Source organism: Kribbella aluminosa (genome assembly GCF_017876295.1).
GTDB classification, from domain to species: Bacteria; Actinomycetota; Actinomycetes; order Propionibacteriales; family Kribbellaceae; genus Kribbella; species Kribbella aluminosa.
In genome coordinates, this window is sequence record NZ_JAGINT010000002.1 from 3,917,441 (window position 1) to 3,936,435 (window position 18,995).

Sequence of the window (18,995 nt, forward strand, 5' to 3'; positions counted from 1 at the left end):
GTGGAGTTTGTGATGGTGCCGGGTGGTTGGCAGGGTGGGTGGGCTTTCGGGTCGGTGGCGGGGGAGTTGCAGCGGCTCGGGCATCGGGTTGAGGCGGTGACGCTGGCGGGGCTGGAGTTGGAGGGGCCGGCGGATGTGGAGCGGCCGGCGAATCTCGATGCGCATATCGACCAGGTCGCCGCGATCGTCGAGCAGCGAGACGGTACGTCGGTTGTGCTGTGCGGGCACAGCTACGCCGGGCTCGTGATCGCCGGGGTCGCGGATCGGCTGGGGGACCGGCTGGAGCACCTCGTCTTCATCGACGCGTACGTACCGGATGACGGCGACTCCTGCTGGTCCCTGACCAGCGACATCTTCCGGGAGATGTTCATCGCGGGGGCGAGAGCTGACGGGCGGTGGGTCGGCGTACCTGAGGGGATGGATCCTCGGGCGCGGGCGCATCCGTTGGCGAGCTTCGTCCAGGCCGTCAGGCTGGAAGGCAGCACCTGGCCCGCACTCAGCCGTACGTACATCAGTGGTGGTGAATGGGCGGGGAGTCCGTTTCTGGAGTTGACGGAGCGGTTGCGGAACGACCCAACTTGGCGCGTGCACGAGATCCCGGTCGGGCACAACATTGCTCGGCGTGATCCGCAGCGCCTCGCTGCTGTCCTCGATGCCTTGCCTTCGGCCGATGGAGCAGTTGCCAGGTAGTAGCGGGGCGATGCTGTTCACGGTCGACGGTGTTGGCGCGGTCTGCGGCTGCCCGGTTGGCGGTGTGGGAGTGGGCGGGTGCCGGTGTGGTCGACGTGGAAGCGGAATCCGTGGGGGCTGGTCCATTCGATGGCTCCTGTGGGCAGGCGTCGGTTGCTCCAGCCGCCGTGGGTTTTGGCGCGGTGATGGAGTCGGCTTTGCGGTATGAGATTGCCGATGCTGGTTTGGCCGGGTGGGCCGGCTCGGTCGTACGGCGTGATGTGGTCCTGATCCATCCGGGGCGTTGCCTCGGCGGCGCCGTACGGGAACATGTCGACGGGATGTCGTAGCCGCACTCGTTCGCGGATCCGGTCGGGGATCTCGTAGCTGTGGACGCTGACCTGGTCGTGCAGGTCGATGACCGGTTTGACGATCACCTGGTCGTGGCCGAGGAGCTCGGTCAGTTGGCCGGCGAGGAGTGGGCCGAGCTCTTCGACCCGGAGTACGCCGTTGCCGGTGGCAAGGGTGTGGTCTGTGAGGTGCACGTACAGCGTGTGCTGCCTGCGCTTGCCGCCTCCGCCGAGGCCGTTGCTGTAGGCATCGTGTTTGACTGCGGCGAGCCGCGCCTGCAGGGTCTCCGCCAGAGCCAGCCGCGTGAAGGCATCCTCAGTGGTCACGTCGCCGTCCGCACCAGCAACTGAGGCCCCCTCAATACCGTCACGCTGATCAGGCCGGGGATCGCCCGTGGAGGCTATGGGCGTCGCGGCCGCCGGGTCGGCCGGGGCGTTGGCGGAGGTTGGCTCGGTTGGTTGCGTGCGGGCGAGGTGCCGGGCGACTTCGAGGAGGTGCTGGGCGGCAGCGGGGTCGGCGATCCAGTCGATGGCCTTGGCGCGGCGTTCGTCGAGGGTGTCGGTGTCGCCGAGGGCCTTGAGCGCGTGGGCGAGATCGTCGATGGTGGCGTCGAAGCGGATGACCGCGCCGGTGGCGGCGCGGACCCAGATGCGCTTGGTGCCGTGGTCGTCGGCCGGGTCGGACTGGGAGACGAACACACCGCGGGTGCGGGCGGTGGCTTCGGCGTAGGCCTGGGCACGCTCGGGGGCGGCCTGCCAGAACGCCGCAGTGACGATCTTCGCGAGTTGGCCGGGGGTCACGGTGTTCACGAGACCCGCGACGCGCTGGTCGACGAGCGCGGCGGCCTCGAGCGGTAGCGGCAGGCAGGCGTGGGCGATCTTGCGGGCTCGCCACGCGACCGCGTTCCCGGCCAGGACGGCTGCCCAGACCCGGGGGAGACGGTGGCGCAGGGCGAGGGCCTCGCCGATCAGGGATGCGGCCGCGCCGGAGGACATGCGCAGTACGGCGCCGAGCTCGATCGGAGCGAACTCGGCGACTCCGGGGCAACCTTCGCCGCCGTAGACCTTGATCCGTTCGTAGCCGGGCGGTGGTTCGCCGTCGACCCATTCGACGACCGCGTTGCGGTCGGCGAAAGCCAGCGTCGTACGAAGGATGCCGACCGCGGCCTGCTCCTGGTCGTGGGCGTACTCGGCTGCCACGGCCAACAGGTCCGTGGTGTCGAGGTCGTCCAGATCAGGGTCGAACATGTGTTCCATTGTATGTCACGAGACGATCGCATCCAAATCGCCTCGTGCTGGGAATCCCTTGTGGACAAGGAGAAAGTGGTGGCGCTCCAGATCCGGCCGTCCGGGCTGCTGGTGTTCGCAGTGGTGTGGATGCGACCGCGCCCACAGGGCTATCGTCGGGGTATGGGTGGGTGGGAGGGACTGCGGGTGGAGTTGCGGCGCTTGATTCTGGAGGCGCCGGATGCGTTGATGGCGTTTCCGGATCCGGAGAGTGAGCCGACGCGGACGCCGGTTCGGATCATGCTGGCGGCTTGGGCTACTGAGATTGCGGCCGGGTTGCATGCGAGGTATCCGGAGCTTGTGGAGTTGCATGTGGGGGCGATGCGGTTTCCGGCGAGGGAGTTGCTCAGGAATGTGTGGGTGCCTGAGTTGCGTGGGGAGCCGGCTGCGGATCTTGGGTTCGATGTGGAGGCCCTTGCTCCGTTGACGGTTCGGAGTGGGTGGGATGCGAGGCGGGACGTGCTGGTGACGAATCGGAGCGCCCGCGACCAGGTGCTGTTTACTATGGGCGAACTGTCGTCGGTGGTGACCGACAGTTCGGGGCGCGTGGTCGGGCGGTTCGCGGGCCCGCAACCCTTGCCTCTGGTCGGGTTCGCGATTGGGGCTCAGGAGAGTCGGCCGGTGCCCGTTCTGATCGGTACGGCGTCGATGGTTCCGCAACTGGGGTACGCCGTTCCGCCCGGCCGATGGAGCCTGGTGATCGCGCTGCAGACGGAGACCGGCGAGGGAGGACTCGCGTCGCTGGAGCTCACCGTCACCCCGTAGACCGCTTGCCGTCCGGCGGGTCGCCGATCGTCGGTCCAGGGCTGTGAGCACCGGCTCCAGGTCGCGCCCCCGGTCGGTCAACTCGTACGCGGAGGTGCTGCTAGGGGCGAAGCGGTGTTTGCGCACCGATTCCGCGGTCTCAGGCTCGCGGAGGCGGACGGACCCTGCACATGTGTTCGGCGCGTCGTCGGGTGGCGCGTTGGTGCTGGATGCGGCGGCGACGCTGCCTGTTGCGCGAGTCGCCGAGTACGAGCTTCCGTACCTGAGCGACGACGCGATGGTGGCCAGTGGACGGCGTACGTCGAGCGGCGGTCCAGTTGTTCATGCAGCCGGCAGGGTCTTCGGACGACGCGGTCGCCGCGGTTCGCGAGTCGCCGCTCTGGAAGGGCTCGCCCCCGACACTGGCGTACGACGCGGCCCCAGCTGGGCTTCTTCGACGCGGCCGCAGACGCCGTCGGCGCAGCCCTCTCGAACAGTGAACGCCGCATCGTCACCGGTCAGGCCCACGTCGCGGACCCCGCCGCGCTCGCCGACGTACTCACGGAGTTCTTCACCTGGTAACTGTGAATAACTGTTTGCGTGGGTGGGGTGGTGCGCGGAGACTTCGGGCGCATGGATGATGCTGAGCTTGAAGTGCTGCTGAGGAATGAGCGGTATCCGCGGGCTGCGGGATACTCGGCCCGGTGGATGGTTGATGCTTCGATGGGGCCCAATCCGGTGTGGCAGGCGGAGGCGCTCGTCGGGTTGATGCCGCTCGAGCCGGGGATGCGGGTGCTCGACCTGGGGTGTGGGAATGCCTGCAGTTCGGTGTTCCTGGCCAAGGAGTTCGGGGTCGAGGTTTGGGCTACCGATCTGTGGATCAAGCCTGAGGAGAATCTGCGCCGGGTGGTTGAGGCCGGGGTGGAGGGCCGGGTTCATCCGGTCTACTCGGAGGCTCGGTCGTTGCCGTACGCCGAGGGGTTCTTCGATGCGATGGTCAGCATCGGCGCGTATCACTACTTCGGGACGGATGATCTGTATCTGGGGTATTTCTCGCGGTTCGTGAAGCCTGGCGGTCGGATCGGGATCGTCCAGCCGGGGCCGGTCGAGGAGTACGAGACACTGCCGCCGGCGCATCTCGAGGAGTACTGGAAGTGGGACTTCTGTGCCTGGCACAGCCCGGCCTGGTGGCGGCGGCACTGGGAGAAGACCGGACTCGTCACGGTCGAGGTCGCTGACCAGTTGCCGCACGGGTGGGACGACTGGCTGCAGTGGAACGAGGCCTGCGATCTCGACGGTGGTACGCCGGGCCGCGAGGAAGCCCGCATGCTCCACGGTGACGGCGGCCGAACGCTAGGTCTGACTCGCCTCGTCGCGCATCGGAACAGTTAGGTACTGCGACACTGTGGGCATGGCCAGGTGGCGACGGAGGAAGACCCCAGGCGTCTCGGCGGATCGCGGAAACGGCAGCTTGCACGAACCAGCAAGTGTCGCGCGCCGGCGGACCGAGGTCGTCGGCGTGAGCGTCGATCCTCGGCACGACCTCGCCAGCGGTGGCACCGGGTTGTTCGAGTTCTGGACCGACCAGGGTGTTCCTGTGTACCTGCACGACATGGATCTCTCCAGCGCGGAAGTGCGACCGGTCGATCGGGTCTTGGTTCTCCAGTTCGAGTACACCGAGCGGCCGTGGACGCCCGCGGCAGCGGCTCCGACGCCTGTGGTCGTGATGCGCTTCGAGGGGGTCACGATTCGCGGGTGGAACCAGGAGGCGGCGGCGCCGGTCCATGCGCTGGGTCAGGTCGAGGACTTCGAGTACGACGGCGAGGAGGCGTTCAAGCTCACGACGTGCTCGGCGATCATGGAGTTCACCGCCGCGCGCTTGACCATCACGCCCCGGTCGATGCGCGAATAGCATTGTGGGTATGGCGGATTGCGTGCGGATTGGGGTTGTTGGGGCGGGGAGCATTTCGGTTCGGGGGTTGCTTCCGCATTTGTCGCAGGGGGATCTTGCGGGGCGGGTGGAGCTGGCGGCGGTGTGTGATCCGGTGGTGGGGCGGGCGGAGGCTGCGGCCGGGCGGTTCGGGGTGGGGCGGGCGTTCGTGGAGTACGAGGAGCTGCTGGCGCACGGTGATGTCGACGCGGTGACGATCGCGTCGCCGATCGGGTTGCACTACGAGCAGGGGAAGCTCGCGTTGCAGGCGGGGAAGCACGTGCATTTCAACAAGACGATGACGCTCTCCGTCGCCGAGGCGACGGAGCTGATCGAGCTCGCCGAGGACCGTGACCTGAGGATCGTCGCCTCGCCGGGGGAGATGCTGCGGCCGCATCACGTGCGGACGCGGGAGCTGATCGCGGACGGTGCGATCGGGACGTTGTCGTGGGTGAGCTGCGGGGCGGCGTTCGGCACGTATCACGAGGACGAGTCGGTCCGCGGCGGGAGCGACGTACTGACGAACATCGATCCGTCGTGGTACTTCCGCAAACCGGGCGGCGGGCCGGTCTACGACATGACCGTGTACGCGTTGCACTCGGTGACCGGGATCCTCGGCCCGGCGAAGCGCGTGACGGCGATGTCCGGCGTACGCGTCCCGGTCCGCAACAACGTGCAGACCGACGCCGACGACAACACCGTGATGCTGATCGACTTCGGTGACAACCTGTTCTGTGTCGCGACCGGGACCGCCGCGGGCGGGATGCGCGGCGGTTTCGGCGGGGCCTATTACGGTACGGCGGGAACGATCGACGGCCTGCTGCTGAACGACGAGCCCTTCGACTTCCCGCACCGCGACCCGGCCGAGCTGTCGCCCCGCGGCCCGGGGAACCAGGCGTTGCTTCCGCACGTGACCGGCGTCCATCGGGAGATCGAGGAGCAGCACGTGTACGAGGACGTCATGCAACTCGTCGACTGGGTCCGCGACGGCAAGCCGTCGATCGTCACCGCCGAACACGCCCGCCACGTGATCGACATCATCGAGTCGGCCTACCGCGCCTCCGCCACCGGCCGGACGCAGGACCTCACGACCACGTTCTGACGGACCTCTCGGCTCGGTCAGCCCTCGCAGCAGGCTCGGTGGAGCCATTCGGGCTCGTGCCACCAGTAGGCGTCGTCGTGAGCGTGCGCCTGCTCCCGGGTGAGCGGTTGCGGGGCGCTGGCCGTCCGGACCGCGGGTTCGACCCGGTTGCTGGTGGTGTACGGCGCCAGCAGTTCGTCGACTGTATGGAGGTTGCCCGCGATCATCACCTGCTCGACAGCGGCGGCCGCGCGGATGTCTGCGAGCGGATCTCCGGCGACGAACGACAGATCGGCCTGGGCGCCGGGCCTGACGACGCCCAGCTTGTCCTCGAGGTTGAGCCACCTGGCCGGGTTGTGGGTTGCGGTGGTGAGGGCCTCGTACGGCGTGAAGCCGCCGGCGACCATCGACCGCAGGTTGGCATGGAGCGAGACCGCCATGTTGTCGAGCGGCGTATCGGTGCCGGAGATGACCAGGCCGCCGCCGCGGTGGATCCGTAGCACCATGTCGACGTTGCCGCGCAGGAGTTCGCGGGTGGTGATGCCGGCCGGGCCCTTGGCGGTGTTCACCTTGGCGATCAAGGCGTCGTACTCCCACGACGGGTAGAGGGTCGTCGTACGGCGATCCGTCAGCAGCGACGGGTCGTCGACGTGCGCCATCGTCGAGTTGAACAACGTCGGCGTCACGGACAGACCGGCGCGTGTGAACAGCGCCACCACATCGGCGTACGCGCGGCCGAGCCGGCTGACCGTGTGCGAGTACCCGAGCCGGTTCGTAGCGCCGGTGTGTTCCATGCCGTCCATGCCGAGGTGTTCGGCCGGGTAGAGGTAGTGCGACGACAACTGCAGCCCCAACCGATGTACGGCGGCAATCGCCCGGCGCTGGTACTCGATCGGCAACCGCACGTAGGTCTTCACCAGGTCGTACGCCAGCCCCTCGACCCGGTCGAGCTCCAGACCGAGCTGCCGCACCGACAGCGTCGGACGCATGAAGTTGTAGAACACCCGCGACCCGTCGATCGCCTCGCCCGTCGCGAAGTACCGCGGCCCCCTGAGCGTCCCGTTCGCGAGCGCCTCCCGGGTCTCCTGCATCTGATACACCGGGTCGCCCGGGGAGCGGGTGGTCGTGATGCCGTACGCCAGCCACAGGTTCCCCTGACGCGCACCCCAGGCCCGGCCGCGAAGGTGCCAATGGTTGTGTGCATCGATCAGCCCCGGCATCACGGTCAGCTTCGACGCATCGACATCGGCGCGACCTTGATGCGGACGTACGGCGGCGATCCGCGAGCCGTCCAGTACGACGTCGACGTCGTGGCGGAGCGTGGTCGCGCGGCCGTCCCAGAGCGCACCGGCGTGGATCGTGACGTGCTGGTTGATCGTGGCCCGCCGGTACTGGAGATCGAGCCGGACGGTCTCCGCCGGGCCGCCGGTGATCGTTGTCCTGCGCAACTTTCCGTTCGACAGGTAGAGCAGGGTCTGGTCGTCCTGCCAGGCCGGCGAGTCCGTGACCTCGCTGGTGATCGCCCGTGGCTCGCCGGTGAAACGGCCACGGGTGTCGACGGGTACGACGTACAGCAGGCTCTCGACGACGAAGGCGAGGTGGGCACCGTCAGGGGAGAAGACCGGGCCGTCATCGCCGCGGGTGGCCAGCGAGCGGAACGGCATCGGCTCGACGTACTCGAGCGCGGCGGTCGCGACGTCGACGTACAGGAGTTGGCTGGTGCCCTCGCGGAAACGTTTGGAGAAGGGCTTGACGGCGGCCAGGACGAGGGTGCGGCCGTCGCGCGACCAGCTGACCCGGCCGGGCTGGAACAGGGTCGGCGTGAGCTGGCGAAGCTGACCGGATGCGATGTCCAGAACCCGGGCGATCCCGTCCTGGTCCTGGTAGGCGATCTGCCGGCCGTCCGGCGAAAAGCGCGGCGCGGTCTGGGCGCCGGGCAGGCCTGAGAGTTTCGTGTCCGTGCCGGTCGCCAGGTCGTGCAACCAGAGGTCCGCCGTACCGTCGCGATCGCTTGCGTAGAGCAACTTCTTGCCGTCGGGCGAGAAGTCGGGATCCGAGTTGAAGTAGCCGTCTGCAACCAACGTGCGCGGCCGGCCCTTGCCGTCGGCCGCCGCCAGCCAGAGCGCGTTCAACGCCCGGAACGCGAGCCACTTCCCGTCCGGCGACACGGTCGGACTCGCGATCCCGCGGACCGTCCGCTTCGCCGTCGACTCGAGGTCCGGCGCCTTCGGCCGCGGCCGCTTCGACGTCACCGGCACAGTGGCCGCGAACGGTACGACGGTGTGCTCGCCGCCGACGTGGTAGCGATGCACCGTGCCGTCGGCCGTGTAGAACACGTCGGTTGCAGACGCCCAGGACGGCGGGAGGGCGAAAACGTCCTTGCCTGTCGTCACTTGCAGATTGTCAACAATCAGATTGCAGGCCGGTCCCGTGAGCCGGACGTAGGCCAGCTTGCCGACGGGGGAGTACGACGGCCCGAACAGGCTGATCCCGGTCTGCGCCGCGACGAGCGTCGTACGGGCCCTGGTGGTGAGGTCTAGTTCGACGATGGAGCCGGTGTCGACGGTGAAGGCGACCTTCGTACCGTCCGGCGATACGACCGGCTCGGCTTCCTCGCTCGGCTCGTCGGTGAGCGCCACGCTCGTGCCACTCGCGAGCACGAGCCGGTGAATTCCGTAGCTGCCGTTGCCGCCGCGGTCGGAGGAGAACACAATCGATCGGCCGTCGGGCGTGACCTGCGGCTCGCGGTGGTCGTACCGTCCGGTGGTCAGCTGCCGGAGCCCGCTGCCATCGGGCCGGATTGTCCACAAGTGGAAGTTGCCGTCGCGGTACGACTGGAAGACGATCCACTTCCCGTCCGGCGACCAGCGCGGCCGGGTGGCGTCCTGCAGGTCGTCGGTGAGCCGCCGCGAAGTTCCGCCCGCGGCCGGCGTCACCCAGATCGCCGTCGCCAGGTCGAACGCCAGCCACTTCCCGTCCGGCGACACCGCCACCATGAAGTTGGTGCCTTCCCGGAGTACAGCCTGGTTGCCGGCCGGCGGAGGTCCTGCCTGCGCCGGTAGTTGTACGGCGCCGACGGCAGCGACGCCTCCGCTGAGCTGGAGCGCACGACGCCGCGAGATGCTCCACGGTCCAGGGTCCTCGGTCACATCGCTCACGATCCGGATCCAATCCCTAGGGGGCGGTGGGACCCCTCCGAATCTGCCAGGACCATCCGCATCACACGATCCTGACCGGCGCGCCTCGCGCCCAACGGGCGCTAGCGTGCGACGAACGGTGAGCGTCTATCGTCTGCGGCATGCAATCTCTGTCTCCACGGGCCCGGGCGCTCGGTGCGGCCGTGCTCTGCCTGGTGATCGCCGTCGCGGCCGGACTCGCGGTGGACGGCCGGCTCGACCGGCACTGGATCCTGCGCGGCCTCACGGTCATCCTCGCGGTGTGCTGCGCCGCGCTGCTGCTGGCCGATCAGACCCGGCGGCTGCGGCAGATCATCACCGCGGTGGGGCTGGCGATGTTCGGGGTGGTGATCCCGGTGACGCAGACGACGTGGTCGAAGCCGCCGGAGATCAAGTTCGCGTTGCAGATCGCGACCGACGCGAAGGCCGCGGCGCAGAAGGGCGGCCGGAGTACGGTCGGCGTCGCCGACGTGAAGGCGGCCGCCGAGGCGCGCGGGGGAGCCATCGGGTCGCTCCCGACCGGCAAGACCCCGGAGGTGCACGGCACGGACGCCTACCCACTCATCGTCCGCGCCAAGCGCGACCACGGCCGCCCCTGGGCCTGCCTCTCCTTCACCGGCCTCGAGGCCAAGGTCCGCCCCTGCTGAGTCCGAGTTGCGGGCAATCGATTTCTCATAGGCTCCGGGACCGCTAGGGTCGCGGGTATGACTCTTGGGAACCTCACCGGTATCAGCGCGCTCGCCGACGTCGAGACGCGTTCCATCAGTGCGGAGAACCCGACCGGCGAGCCCGGTCAGGGTGGGCGGCGGACCGAGGGGACGGGAGCGCACGCGGCCCGGGACCTCGGGCAGGGGTGGAAGGTCTCGCCGTCGATCGAGATCGGGCCGGGGGAGACCGCGACGCTCGCGGACATCGCCGGGTCGGGGTGCATCACGCACATCTGGCTGACCACGCACGTCGACTATTGGCGCCGGCTGGTGCTGCGGGCGTTCTGGGACGGCGACGACGCGCCCGCGGTAGAGACGCCGGTCGGCGACTTCTTCTGCTCGGGCTGGGGCAAGTTCGCCCAGGTCAACTCGCTGCCGGTCGCGGTGAACCCGAACGGCGGGTTCAACTGCTACTGGGAGATGCCGTTCAACCAGCAGGCCAAGCTGACCATCGAGAACACCCACGACGAGCCCGTGGTCGTGTACTTCCAGGTGGACTACTGGCTGGGTGCCGTACCGGACAAGGCGGCGTACCTGCACGCCCAGTGGCGCCGGAGCAACCCGCTCGAGGCCAAGACCGTTCACACGCTGCTGGACGGTGTGGAAGGGCCCGGACACTACGTGGGGACGTACGTCGCGTGGGGCGTCAACAGCACCGGCTGGTGGGGCGAGGGCGAGGTGAAGTTCTACGTCGACGGTGACGACGAGTTCCCGACCATCTGCGGCACCGGGACCGAGGACTACTTCGGCGGTGCCTGGAACTTCGACGTCCCCCACCTGGGCGGCTACACCGAGTTCAGTACGCCGTACCTCGGGATGCCGCAGGTGATCCGCCCGGACGGGCAGTACCAGAGCCAGCAGCGCTTCGGCATGTACCGGTTCCACCTGCCGGACCCGATCCGCTTCAAGGAGCGGCTGCGCGTCGACGTACAGGCCCTGGGCTGGCGCTCCGGCGGCCGGTACCTCCCGCTCCAGGACGATATCGCGTCGACCGCGTTCTTCTACTCCGGCAAGACCAGCACCAACCGGCCCGTTACCCCGAGCCATGACGACATGGAGATCTGCTAGGGGATCGGCAACGGGTTCTGCAGGGCTGAGTCGGTAAGGATGACCAGGGCCGCGGTCCAGGCGAGCGGAGCCTCGCCAGCCGGCTGCAGGTCGCGGTTCACCTTCTCGGGGAGCGCTCCGGCCGTGGTGCGGTGGTGGTCCAGCCACGTGAGAAGCGCGGTGGCCGTGGCCTGATCACCACGTGCTGCCGCGCTCAGCGCGAAGAGGGCGGTCTGGGGTGTCCACGACACCCCGTCCGCCCTCCAGTCCTCTCCTGGTGTCACTCCGCCGTTGGGTTGCGTCAGTACGTCGTACGCGGCGTCGATCGCCATGCTGACCACCGGACGGGCCGGTGCGAACGGCGGGCCGAGAACGGTGACGATCGCGTCCCGGCCGCCTTCCAGCGACACCGGCTCGACGCCGGGCTCGACGAAACTGGTGGCCTCCGCCGGGATCCGCGGATAGTCCGGGCCGAACACCCGATCGATTGCCGCGGACAACTTTTCCGCGGCGGTCCACCAGCGCGCGGCCTCCGGTGAATGGTGCAGCGTCGTGGCGATCCCGGCCGCGGCGCGGAGCCCGGTCAGCAGCGGGGCGACGGTGCCGAGCGTGACGTCGCGCTCGGGCCGCTCCCAGTAGTCCGGCGAGGCACCCGGCAGACCGTTCGGGCCGAGCTCGGACACGATCTCGTCGGCGGACTGGCGGACCATGTCCCAGTACTTGTCGCCCGCGCGGCAGAACCACGTCGCCCACAGCACCCACCCGGACCCGTCCAGTTGCGGCGTACGGCCGTCGCCGACGTGCGCCCCGGTCTCCGTGTACCGCGCCTCCCACCGCCCGCTCGCCGGCCGCACGCGGTTGAGGAACGCCAGTACGTCGAGCGCCTTGTCGTACTGCCCGATCGCGCACCGGGCGACGGCGACGAACGACGCGTCCCGCGGCCACACGTACCGCCACGGACCGTTCCGGCCGGCCAGGGTGGCGCCGTTCGGGAGCGTGAGCGCGTCGAGGTCGGCCAGCGCGTGCCGCACCATGTCGTCGTACGGCTCATTCCCGAGAGCCGAGCGCACCGACGCATGCCGGATGCCCTCGGAGACCAGTTGCGGCTGCGGGTGCCGGACCAGGCCGCTGGTCGTCCCGCCGGCGAGCACCGCCAGCAGCAGGGTGATCACGACGTACGGGAACCACCGATCGCGTGACCGGTTCTCCCGCATGGTCCCTCCCTCCCGTGCACGCTACTGAGCCAGGTGCTGCACTTCCGCCTCGAACTTGCGTCGTGGTGCCAGCTCGACCAGATACATCGCCGACACCACCAGTGCGCCGCCGACCAGCATTCTCCAGGTCAGGCTGTCCGAACCGAACAGCACTGCGAACGCCGACGCGAACACCGGCTCCATTGTCATCGCGATCGCCGCGCGGGTGGGAGTCAGGTGTGCCTGTGCCCAGGTCTGCACGATCAGCGCGAGCGCCCCGGCGACCAGCGCCATGTAGACCACGCTGATCCAGTCACGGCCGGAGGAAGGCACCGAGAACCCGCCAGGGATCGCGCCGACCGCGCACGTGCAGGTGATCACGATCATCTGCAACGACGACAGGCCGAAGGCGTTCTTGGGGGTGGACCACGCGCCGAGGCCGATGATGTGCAGCGCATACAGGCCGGCGGACGCGAGCGTGAGCAGCTCGCCGGTGCCGAGACTGAACCCGCGCAGCGACAGTACGCCGAGACCGACCGTGGCGAGGATCACAGCGACCCAGGCCCAGCGCCCGATCCGGTGCCGCAGGATGACCGCGGCGAGCAGCGGCGTGAACACGACGTACATGCCGGTGACGAACCCGGACACGCTCGCCGACGTGTGCCGCAGGCCCTCGGTCTGGACCAGCTGGGCGATGCCGTACGTGATGCCGAGGGCAACGGCCCGGCCGCGGTCCAGGCGGCTGAGCCGGGCGATCGCGGGCGGGTGGATCAGGAGCAGCGCGACCGACGCGATCAGGAACCGCAACGCCAGGTAGTCGGCGACGTCCATCCTGGTGAGCAGGTCCTTGGTCAGGAAGAACGTCGACCCCCAGGCCGCCGCGACAGCCAGCAACGCCAGTACAGCAACACGAGGGTGATTCACGCCTTACATCAGATCAGATCCCTTACTTGCAAGGCAAAACGGCACCTCCAGGGGAGGCGAAAGGAAGGAGCAGAAGCCCGGGCGTGGGTATGCAAGGCACAACGGGGGTCAGAGGACGGTGATCACGATCGTGCTGCCGGGTTTCACCTTCTGGCCGGGACCGGGGTTCTGCGCGGCGACGATGTTCAGGCCGAGGTTGAACGGCGCCGTCTGGACGGTGACCTTGAAACCGGCGCCGGTGAGGATCTGCTGCGCCTCGGCGGTGGTCTTCTTCTTCACGTTCGGTACGTCGACCAGCGGCGGCCCGAGCGAGACGACCAGCGCGACCTTGTCCTTGGCGAACAGGGTGCCGTTGTTCGGCGTCTGGCTGATCACAGCGCCCTCGGGGACCTTCTCGTCGTACTGCGTGCTGCGCGTGACGACGAACCCGAGCTTCTTCAGGTCCTTGTTCGCGTCCCGGTACGGCTTGCCGGTCAGATCGGGAACGCCGATCGGCCGTTTGCCCTTGCTGACCGCGAAGTTCACCGCGGTCCCGGGCTTCACGACCGTGTTGAACTTCGGGCTGATCGCGATCACCCGCCCCTGCGGGACGGTCTCGTCGTACTGCTCGGTGATCTGCCCGGTGATCAGCTTGATCGGCGACAGCGCCTGCTGCGCCGCGTCCAGCTGCAGGCCGACGAGCTGCGGCACCCGGTACCGCTCGGGTCCCTTCGAGACGGTGAGGCCGATGTCGCCGTTCTTCCGGATCCGGTCGCCCGGCGCCGGATCGGTACGCATCACCTCGCCCTTGCGGATGTCCTCCGAGAAGTCCTGGTTGTCCAGGCTCGTCTTCAGCCCGGCCTTCTCCGCCGCGGCCGCGGCCGCCGCGGGCTCCATCCCCACGAGCGACGGCGTGGTCGTGTAGCGGTGGATGCCGTAGTACCAGGCGGCGGTCCCGATGCCGACCGCCAGCACCAGGATCACGATCAGCGCGATCGGCCCGCGCGATCTGCGCCGCGGTGGCGTCGGCGTTTTCACCGGTGGCTCGGCGGGAGCGCCCGTTGGCCGCCCGTGCTCGACCGGTACGACGATCGTCTCGTGCCGGATCGGCTCGCCGCGCGTGTACCCGTCGTCGTACCCGCTGTCCTGCCGGATCTGCTGGATCGGCACGGTCAGGTCGCCGGTCAGCTCCGGGTCGTCCGGCAGCCCCTCGCCGAGCGCGCTGCGGACCCGGTGCACCTGCCGGCTGAACACCCGCGCGTCGGTCGGCCGCAGATCCCGGTCCCGCGCCGTGGCACGCTGCACGAGCGCATCGACGTACGGCGGGATCCCGGGCTGCTCGAGCGACGGCGGCGGTACGTCGTTGTGGACGTGCGCGTAGGCGACCTGGATGGGCGTGTCGCCGGAGTGCGGCTTGTTGCCGGTGAGCATCTCGTACAGCAGGATGCCCGCCGAGTACACGTCCGACCGGGCGTCGGCGCTGCCGTCGGTGACCAGCTCGGGCGCCAGGTACGACACCGTGCCCATCAGCAGGCCCTGGGTGGCGGTGTTGCCGCTGGCGCTGACCGCGCGGGCCAGGCCGAAGTCGGCGACCTTCACCGTGCCCTTGTCGGAGATCAGCACGTTCTCAGGCTTGATGTCGCGGTGCACGATGCCCGCGTCGTGGGCGGCCGAGAGCGCGGACAGGACCGGGGTCAGCAGGTCCAGCGCGCGGGCGGGGGAGAGCGGGGCCTCCTCGCGGATGATGTCCCGCAGCGTGCGGCCGGGGACGTACTCCATCGCCAGGAACAGCGTGCCGTCGTCGTCGCCCTGGTCGAAGACGGCCACCACATTCGGGTTGGACAGCTTGGCGGCGGCCCGGGCCTCGGCCACGAACCGGCGGGTGAACTGGGCGTCGTCACCGAGCCCGTCGTGCATCACCTTGAGCGCGACGGTCCGGTCCAGCCGCATGTCGAGCGCCTGGTAGACGGTGGCCATCCCGCCCTTCGCGACGCGCGCGCCCACGCGGTACCGACCGTCGAGCACGCGCCCGACGAGGCGGTCGCTGACCTGCGTGTCCACGTCGTCCGTCACTTGCGGTGCGCCGCCTCTCCCCAAACCGTTCTGGAGAGAGTGTAGATAACGCCGCAGCGTTACTGAGCCAGGCTCACCGCAGGGGGTCCCAGCCGCGTTCCAGCTGGGCCTTGATCCGGAGCACGTTGGTCACGTACGCCTTGGTGTCGGCGTACATGCCGTTCTTCTTCACCCCGCCGAGACCCTGGTAGTAGCCGGCCACCGCGATGTCCAGCTTGGCGGCCCCGGTCAGGCGGCTGAGCAGTACGACGCCCGCGGTGACGTTGTCGTGCGCGTTCAGCAGGTCCAGATCGCGGCCGACGATCCGGGAGGCGAACCGGCCGGTGGACGGGATCACCTGCATGGCGCCGATCGCGTTCGCGGGGGAGACCACGCGCTGCTTCCAGCCGGACTCCTGCCACGCGACGGCGAGCGCGAGCTGCGGGTCGACTCCGTACCGCTTCGACGCACTCACGATCAGTGACCGCATCTGGGTCCGGGTCGGCTGCTTGCGCTGCTTCAGGATCGCCCGGTTGCGGTTCGCCTGGGCGACGATGTGGTCCGCGTACGTGCGGCCGGCGAACGTGTTGTCGGTCCGCGCCTTGGGCCGGATCTTCACCGGGACCTGCAGTGACTTGCCGGCGAAGATCGGGTCGCTCGGCTTCAGCTTGTTGGCGGCGAGCAGGTTCGCCTGGGAGCAGTTGAAGCGCTTCGCGATCCCGGAGATCGTGTCGCCGGACTTCACGACGTACGTCACCCGGCCGAGCTGTGACCGCTTCGCCGGTGTCTCCGCGGTGCTGGTCGCGGGCACCTTGAGGACCTCGCCGGCGTAGATCGCGTTGCCATTGCCCGGGAGCTTGTTCAGCGCGACCAGGTTACTGACCGTGGTGCCGTAGCGGCCGGCGATGTGGCTGAGGGTGTCACCCTGCTTGACCTTGTAGGCGCCGAGCCCCGGCGAGCCCGCGGTGATCACGGCCGCGGCCAGCACCGGGACCGCGATCCCGGTCAGGATCCGAACAACGTTGCGCATTGCAACCAACTCCCCGTTGTAAACGTCACCTGACCCTATGTGCTGATGCTGATGTGACAACAGGTGCTGATGGGGTCAGTGTTACGCCTGTAACGTAAAGGTTACAATTCAACGCTGAACTACATTGTTGTCGTTCACAATCATTCCGGTTGCTGACGGCAACTGTGCCGATCTGTGCGTCAGCGGACGAACCGACTGACCAGGAAGGGTTTTGCGACGTCCGGGAGCGTCCCGGTGCGGATGGTGTCGGCCAGCACCTGTGCGGTGACCGGCGTCAGCAGGACGCCGTTCCGGTAGTGGCCGGTTGCCCAGAGCAACCGATCCAGGCCGGACGGGCCGAGCACCGGCGCGTTGTCCGGCGTCGCGGGCCGCAGACCCGCGATCGTCTCGACCAGCTCCAGCTCGTCGATGATCGGCAGCACCGTCCGCGCATCGCGGAGCAGGTTGAACACGCCGCCGGCGAGCACGCGGGTGTCGTAGCCGAGCTCGGTACTCGTCGCACCGACCACCAGCTCGCCACCTGGCCGCGGTACGAGATACACCGAGAAGCCGCGGGCAGTCGCCCGTACGGTGTGCTGCAGCGCCGGGCGGTACGCCTCGGGAACCCGCAAGCGCAGTACCTCGCCCTTCACCGGACGTACCGATGGCCGCAGTTCTTCCGGTACGCCGTCCAGCTGCGACGACCACGGCCCCGCCGCCACGACGATCTGCCCCGCGTCCACCGTGTCGCCGTTGTCGAGCTGTACGCCGGTTGCCGTCGTACCGGAGGTGATGACCCGCGTCACGCGCCGCCGGATCAGCTCGACGCCGGACAGCTCAAGGGCCTTCAAAAGTGTCGCGAGGGCCTGCCTGTTGTCGACGGAGTGATCACCTGGGACCCACACGCCGCCGGAGACCCCTGTGGCGAGCATGGGCTCGCGGCGGCGGGCGTCCCGACCGGACAGCTCCTCCACCTCCAGGCCGAGCCGCCGCTGGTAGTCCGCGACGCGGCGGAGCACTGCCATGTCGTCGACGTCGTACGCGACCGAGAGGGTGCCGGTCTGGTATAGCCCGGCCGGTTGCCCGGTCAGCTGCTCCAGCTCGGCGGCGAAGGCGGGCCACGCGTCGACCGAGGCAAGGTTGAGCGCGAGCAGGTCGTCCTCGCCGAACTCCACCTCGGTGACCGGGGCCAGCATGCCGGCCGCGACGTACGACGTCTGCGCGCCAGGAGTCGGGTCGCACACGGTGACCTGAAGGCCGTCCACGGCCAGCCGCCACGCTGTCGCCAGCCCGATCAGTCCGCCACCTATCACCACTACATCAGGCATGCCGCAACCCTACGTCTGGCCGGTCATGGCAGGCTTTGGGGTGTGACTGACCACACCGACCGCCTCGCGGATGCCCGGCTGTACCTGTGCACGGACGCGCGGGAGAAGCAGGGCGATCTCGCTCAGTTCCTGGACGCCGCGCTGGCCGGTGGCGTGGACATCGTGCAGCTCCGGCAGAAGGAGATGGAGGCCGCGGACGAGCTGGCCGCGCTGGAGGTGTTCGCGGACGCCTGCAAGCGGCACGGCAAGCTGCTGGCGGTCAACGACCGTGCGGACCTCGCCTTCGCGGCAGGCGCCGACGTGCTGCACCTGGGGCAGCGTGACCTGCCGGTGCACGCGGCCCGGGCGATCGTCGGGCCGGGGCCGATCGTCGGGCGTTCGACGCACTCGTTCAGCCAGGTGAACGCCGCGGTCGACGAGGTCGGTTCGGACTACTTCTGCGTCGGGCCGACCTGGGCCACGCCGACGAAGCCTGGCCGCCAGGCGGCCGGGCTGGAGCTGGTGTCGTACGCCGCGGGCCGCCGGCAGTCGAAGCCCTGGTTCGCGATCGGCGGTATCGACCTGGAGCGGCTGGACGAGGTGCTCGAGGCCGGCGCGACCCGTGTGGTCGTGGTCCGCGCGATCACCGAGGCGGACGACCCGGGCGCGGCGGCGGCCGGGTTCAGCCGGAGGCTCAGCAGGTGATCAACAACCAGAAGACCGCGAAGATCGTCGCGGTCGTGGTGATCGCGATGCTGGTGATCACCCTGGCGGCCTCGCTGTTCGGGTGCTCCGCGGGCACCAAGCCGGCGTCCGTCGATCCGGCCAGTGGGCTCAAGTACGTCGCGGTCGCGGACCTGCCGAAGGAGGCGCAGGACACGCTGAAGCTGGTCGACCAGGGCGGGCCGTTCCCGTACAGCCGCGACGGCGTGGTGTTCGGCAACCTGGAGAAGATCCTGCCCAAGCACGACCGCGGCTACTACCACGAGTACACGGTGAAGACGCCGGGGGCGAAGGACCGCGGCGCCCGCCGGATCATCTCCGGGAACACGGGCGAGCGGTACTACACCGATGACCACTACAAGTCGTTCCGCCGGATCGCGGAGAACGGGGGCACGTCATGAGCAAGCTGAGTGCGCTACGGCCGGGGGTGTACCGCTGGCCGGATGCTCCCGGCGCCGACGACGTACGGCGGGAAGCTGCCGCCGCCGGGTTCGGGTTCGTGCTGCTGGACACCGGCGAGATCCACGACAAGACCGGGTTCCTGGACCTGTGCGCGACGGCGTTCGACCTGCCGCGCTGGTTCGGCCGGAACTGGGACGCGCTGGCCGACTCGCTGAGCGACCGCTCGACCGGCACTCCCGAGGTGGTGCTGTGGACCGGCATCCGGAACCTGCTCGAGCACGACCACGACACCGTCGACGTCGCGCTGCAGATCTTCACCGAGGACACCACGAACTCCGGCCAGCTCCGGGTCCTGATCGCCGAGGCGAGCACGCCGGACCTGTTGAGCTCGTTGCCGCAAGTCAACTTTTGAGAC

17 protein-coding genes are annotated in these 18,995 nt (G+C 68.9%); 10 read left to right on the forward strand and 7 right to left on the reverse strand.

Features of this window, described 5'->3' with window-relative positions:
* Entirely contained in the window at positions 1-690 is a 690-nt protein-coding gene (locus JOF29_RS39775) for an alpha/beta fold hydrolase (protein ID WP_209699460.1), read from the forward strand.
* A gap of 17 nt (positions 691-707) precedes the next feature.
* On the opposite strand, the gene JOF29_RS39780 is transcribed toward JOF29_RS39775, so the two are convergent.
* Positions 708-2,267: an HNH endonuclease signature motif containing protein gene (locus JOF29_RS39780; RefSeq protein ID WP_209699461.1), complete on the reverse strand. Its 1,560-nt coding sequence runs from the start codon at positions 2,265-2,267 to the stop codon at positions 708-710.
* A gap of 660 nt (positions 2,268-2,927) precedes the next feature.
* On the opposite strand from JOF29_RS39780, the gene JOF29_RS39785 reads away from it, so the two are divergent.
* From JOF29_RS39785 to JOF29_RS39800, 4 genes are all read left to right on the forward strand, one after another.
* A complete protein-coding gene (locus JOF29_RS39785) occupies positions 2,928-3,071 on the forward strand; it encodes a hypothetical protein (protein WP_209699462.1) in 144 nt (47 codons plus the stop codon).
* Between the two features lie 702 nt (positions 3,072-3,773).
* Positions 3,774-4,442 carry an SAM-dependent methyltransferase gene (locus JOF29_RS39790; protein WP_245359889.1) on the forward strand — a complete coding sequence of 223 codons (669 nt, stop codon included), beginning with the start codon at positions 3,774-3,776 and terminating at the stop codon, positions 4,440-4,442.
* Positions 4,443-4,569: 127 nt separating this feature from the next.
* Positions 4,570-4,962: a hypothetical protein gene (locus tag JOF29_RS39795; RefSeq protein ID WP_209699464.1), complete on the forward strand. Its 393-nt coding sequence runs from the start codon at positions 4,570-4,572 to the stop codon at positions 4,960-4,962.
* Between the two features lie 10 nt (positions 4,963-4,972).
* The gene (locus tag JOF29_RS39800) at positions 4,973-6,082 is read left to right on the forward strand and encodes a Gfo/Idh/MocA family protein (RefSeq protein WP_209699465.1); all 1,110 of its coding nucleotides are present in this window, start codon (positions 4,973-4,975) and stop codon (positions 6,080-6,082) included.
* A gap of 17 nt (positions 6,083-6,099) precedes the next feature.
* Here the strand turns inward: JOF29_RS39800 and JOF29_RS45785 are convergent, their stop codons facing one another.
* Complete coding sequence (locus JOF29_RS45785) at positions 6,100-9,219, reverse strand: amidohydrolase family protein (RefSeq protein WP_307863928.1); 3,120 nt, start codon at positions 9,217-9,219, stop codon at positions 6,100-6,102.
* A gap of 140 nt (positions 9,220-9,359) precedes the next feature.
* On the opposite strand from JOF29_RS45785, the gene JOF29_RS39810 reads away from it, so the two are divergent.
* Together JOF29_RS39810 and JOF29_RS39815 are read left to right on the forward strand one after the other, a co-directional pair.
* Positions 9,360-9,884: a histone H3 family protein gene (locus JOF29_RS39810; protein ID WP_209699466.1), complete on the forward strand. Its 525-nt coding sequence runs from the start codon at positions 9,360-9,362 to the stop codon at positions 9,882-9,884.
* A 57-nt stretch (positions 9,885-9,941) separates the two neighbouring features.
* Positions 9,942-11,012, forward strand: coding sequence for a glycoside hydrolase family 172 protein (locus JOF29_RS39815; RefSeq protein WP_209699467.1), 1,071 nt, complete (start codon positions 9,942-9,944; stop codon positions 11,010-11,012).
* On the opposite strand, the gene JOF29_RS39820 is transcribed toward JOF29_RS39815, so the two are convergent.
* The 5 genes from JOF29_RS39820 to thiO all read right to left on the reverse strand — a co-directional run bounded on the left by JOF29_RS39820 (position 11,009) and on the right by thiO (position 17,476).
* The gene (locus JOF29_RS39820; protein WP_209699468.1) at positions 11,009-12,205 is read right to left on the reverse strand and encodes a glycoside hydrolase family 15 protein; all 1,197 of its coding nucleotides are present in this window, start codon (positions 12,203-12,205) and stop codon (positions 11,009-11,011) included. The two genes, JOF29_RS39815 and JOF29_RS39820, sit on opposite strands and share 4 nt — an antisense overlap.
* Before the next feature lie 21 nt (positions 12,206-12,226).
* Positions 12,227-13,108, reverse strand: a complete 882-nt coding sequence (locus JOF29_RS39825) for a DMT family transporter (protein WP_209699469.1) — start codon at positions 13,106-13,108, stop codon at positions 12,227-12,229.
* Positions 13,109-13,216: 108 nt separating this feature from the next.
* Positions 13,217-15,160, reverse strand: a complete 1,944-nt coding sequence (gene pknB / locus JOF29_RS39830) for a Stk1 family PASTA domain-containing Ser/Thr kinase (protein WP_209699470.1) — start codon at positions 15,158-15,160, stop codon at positions 13,217-13,219.
* Between the two features lie 73 nt (positions 15,161-15,233).
* Entirely contained in the window at positions 15,234-16,169 is a 936-nt protein-coding gene (locus JOF29_RS39835; protein WP_209699471.1) for a lytic transglycosylase domain-containing protein, read from the reverse strand.
* A gap of 179 nt (positions 16,170-16,348) precedes the next feature.
* Complete coding sequence (gene thiO / locus JOF29_RS39840; protein ID WP_209699472.1) at positions 16,349-17,476, reverse strand: glycine oxidase ThiO; 1,128 nt, start codon at positions 17,474-17,476, stop codon at positions 16,349-16,351.
* Positions 17,477-17,518: 42 nt separating this feature from the next.
* Here thiO and thiE point away from each other — a divergent pair, with 42 nt between their 5' ends.
* From thiE to JOF29_RS39855, 3 genes are read left to right on the forward strand one after another with little or no spacing between them, the layout of a single operon-like run.
* Positions 17,519-18,160 carry a thiamine phosphate synthase gene (thiE, locus tag JOF29_RS39845; protein WP_209699473.1) on the forward strand — a complete coding sequence of 214 codons (642 nt, stop codon included), beginning with the start codon at positions 17,519-17,521 and terminating at the stop codon, positions 18,158-18,160.
* A complete protein-coding gene (locus JOF29_RS39850) occupies positions 18,157-18,579 on the forward strand; it encodes a guanyl-specific ribonuclease (protein WP_307863929.1) in 423 nt (140 codons plus the stop codon). The genes thiE and JOF29_RS39850 overlap by 4 nt, the downstream gene beginning before the upstream one ends.
* Positions 18,576-18,992 (forward strand): barstar family protein, encoded by a 417-nt coding sequence (locus tag JOF29_RS39855; RefSeq protein WP_209699474.1) that lies wholly within the window; start codon positions 18,576-18,578, stop codon positions 18,990-18,992. Before JOF29_RS39850 ends, JOF29_RS39855 begins: the two co-directional genes overlap by 4 nt.
* Positions 18,993-18,995 lie beyond the last annotated feature (3 nt).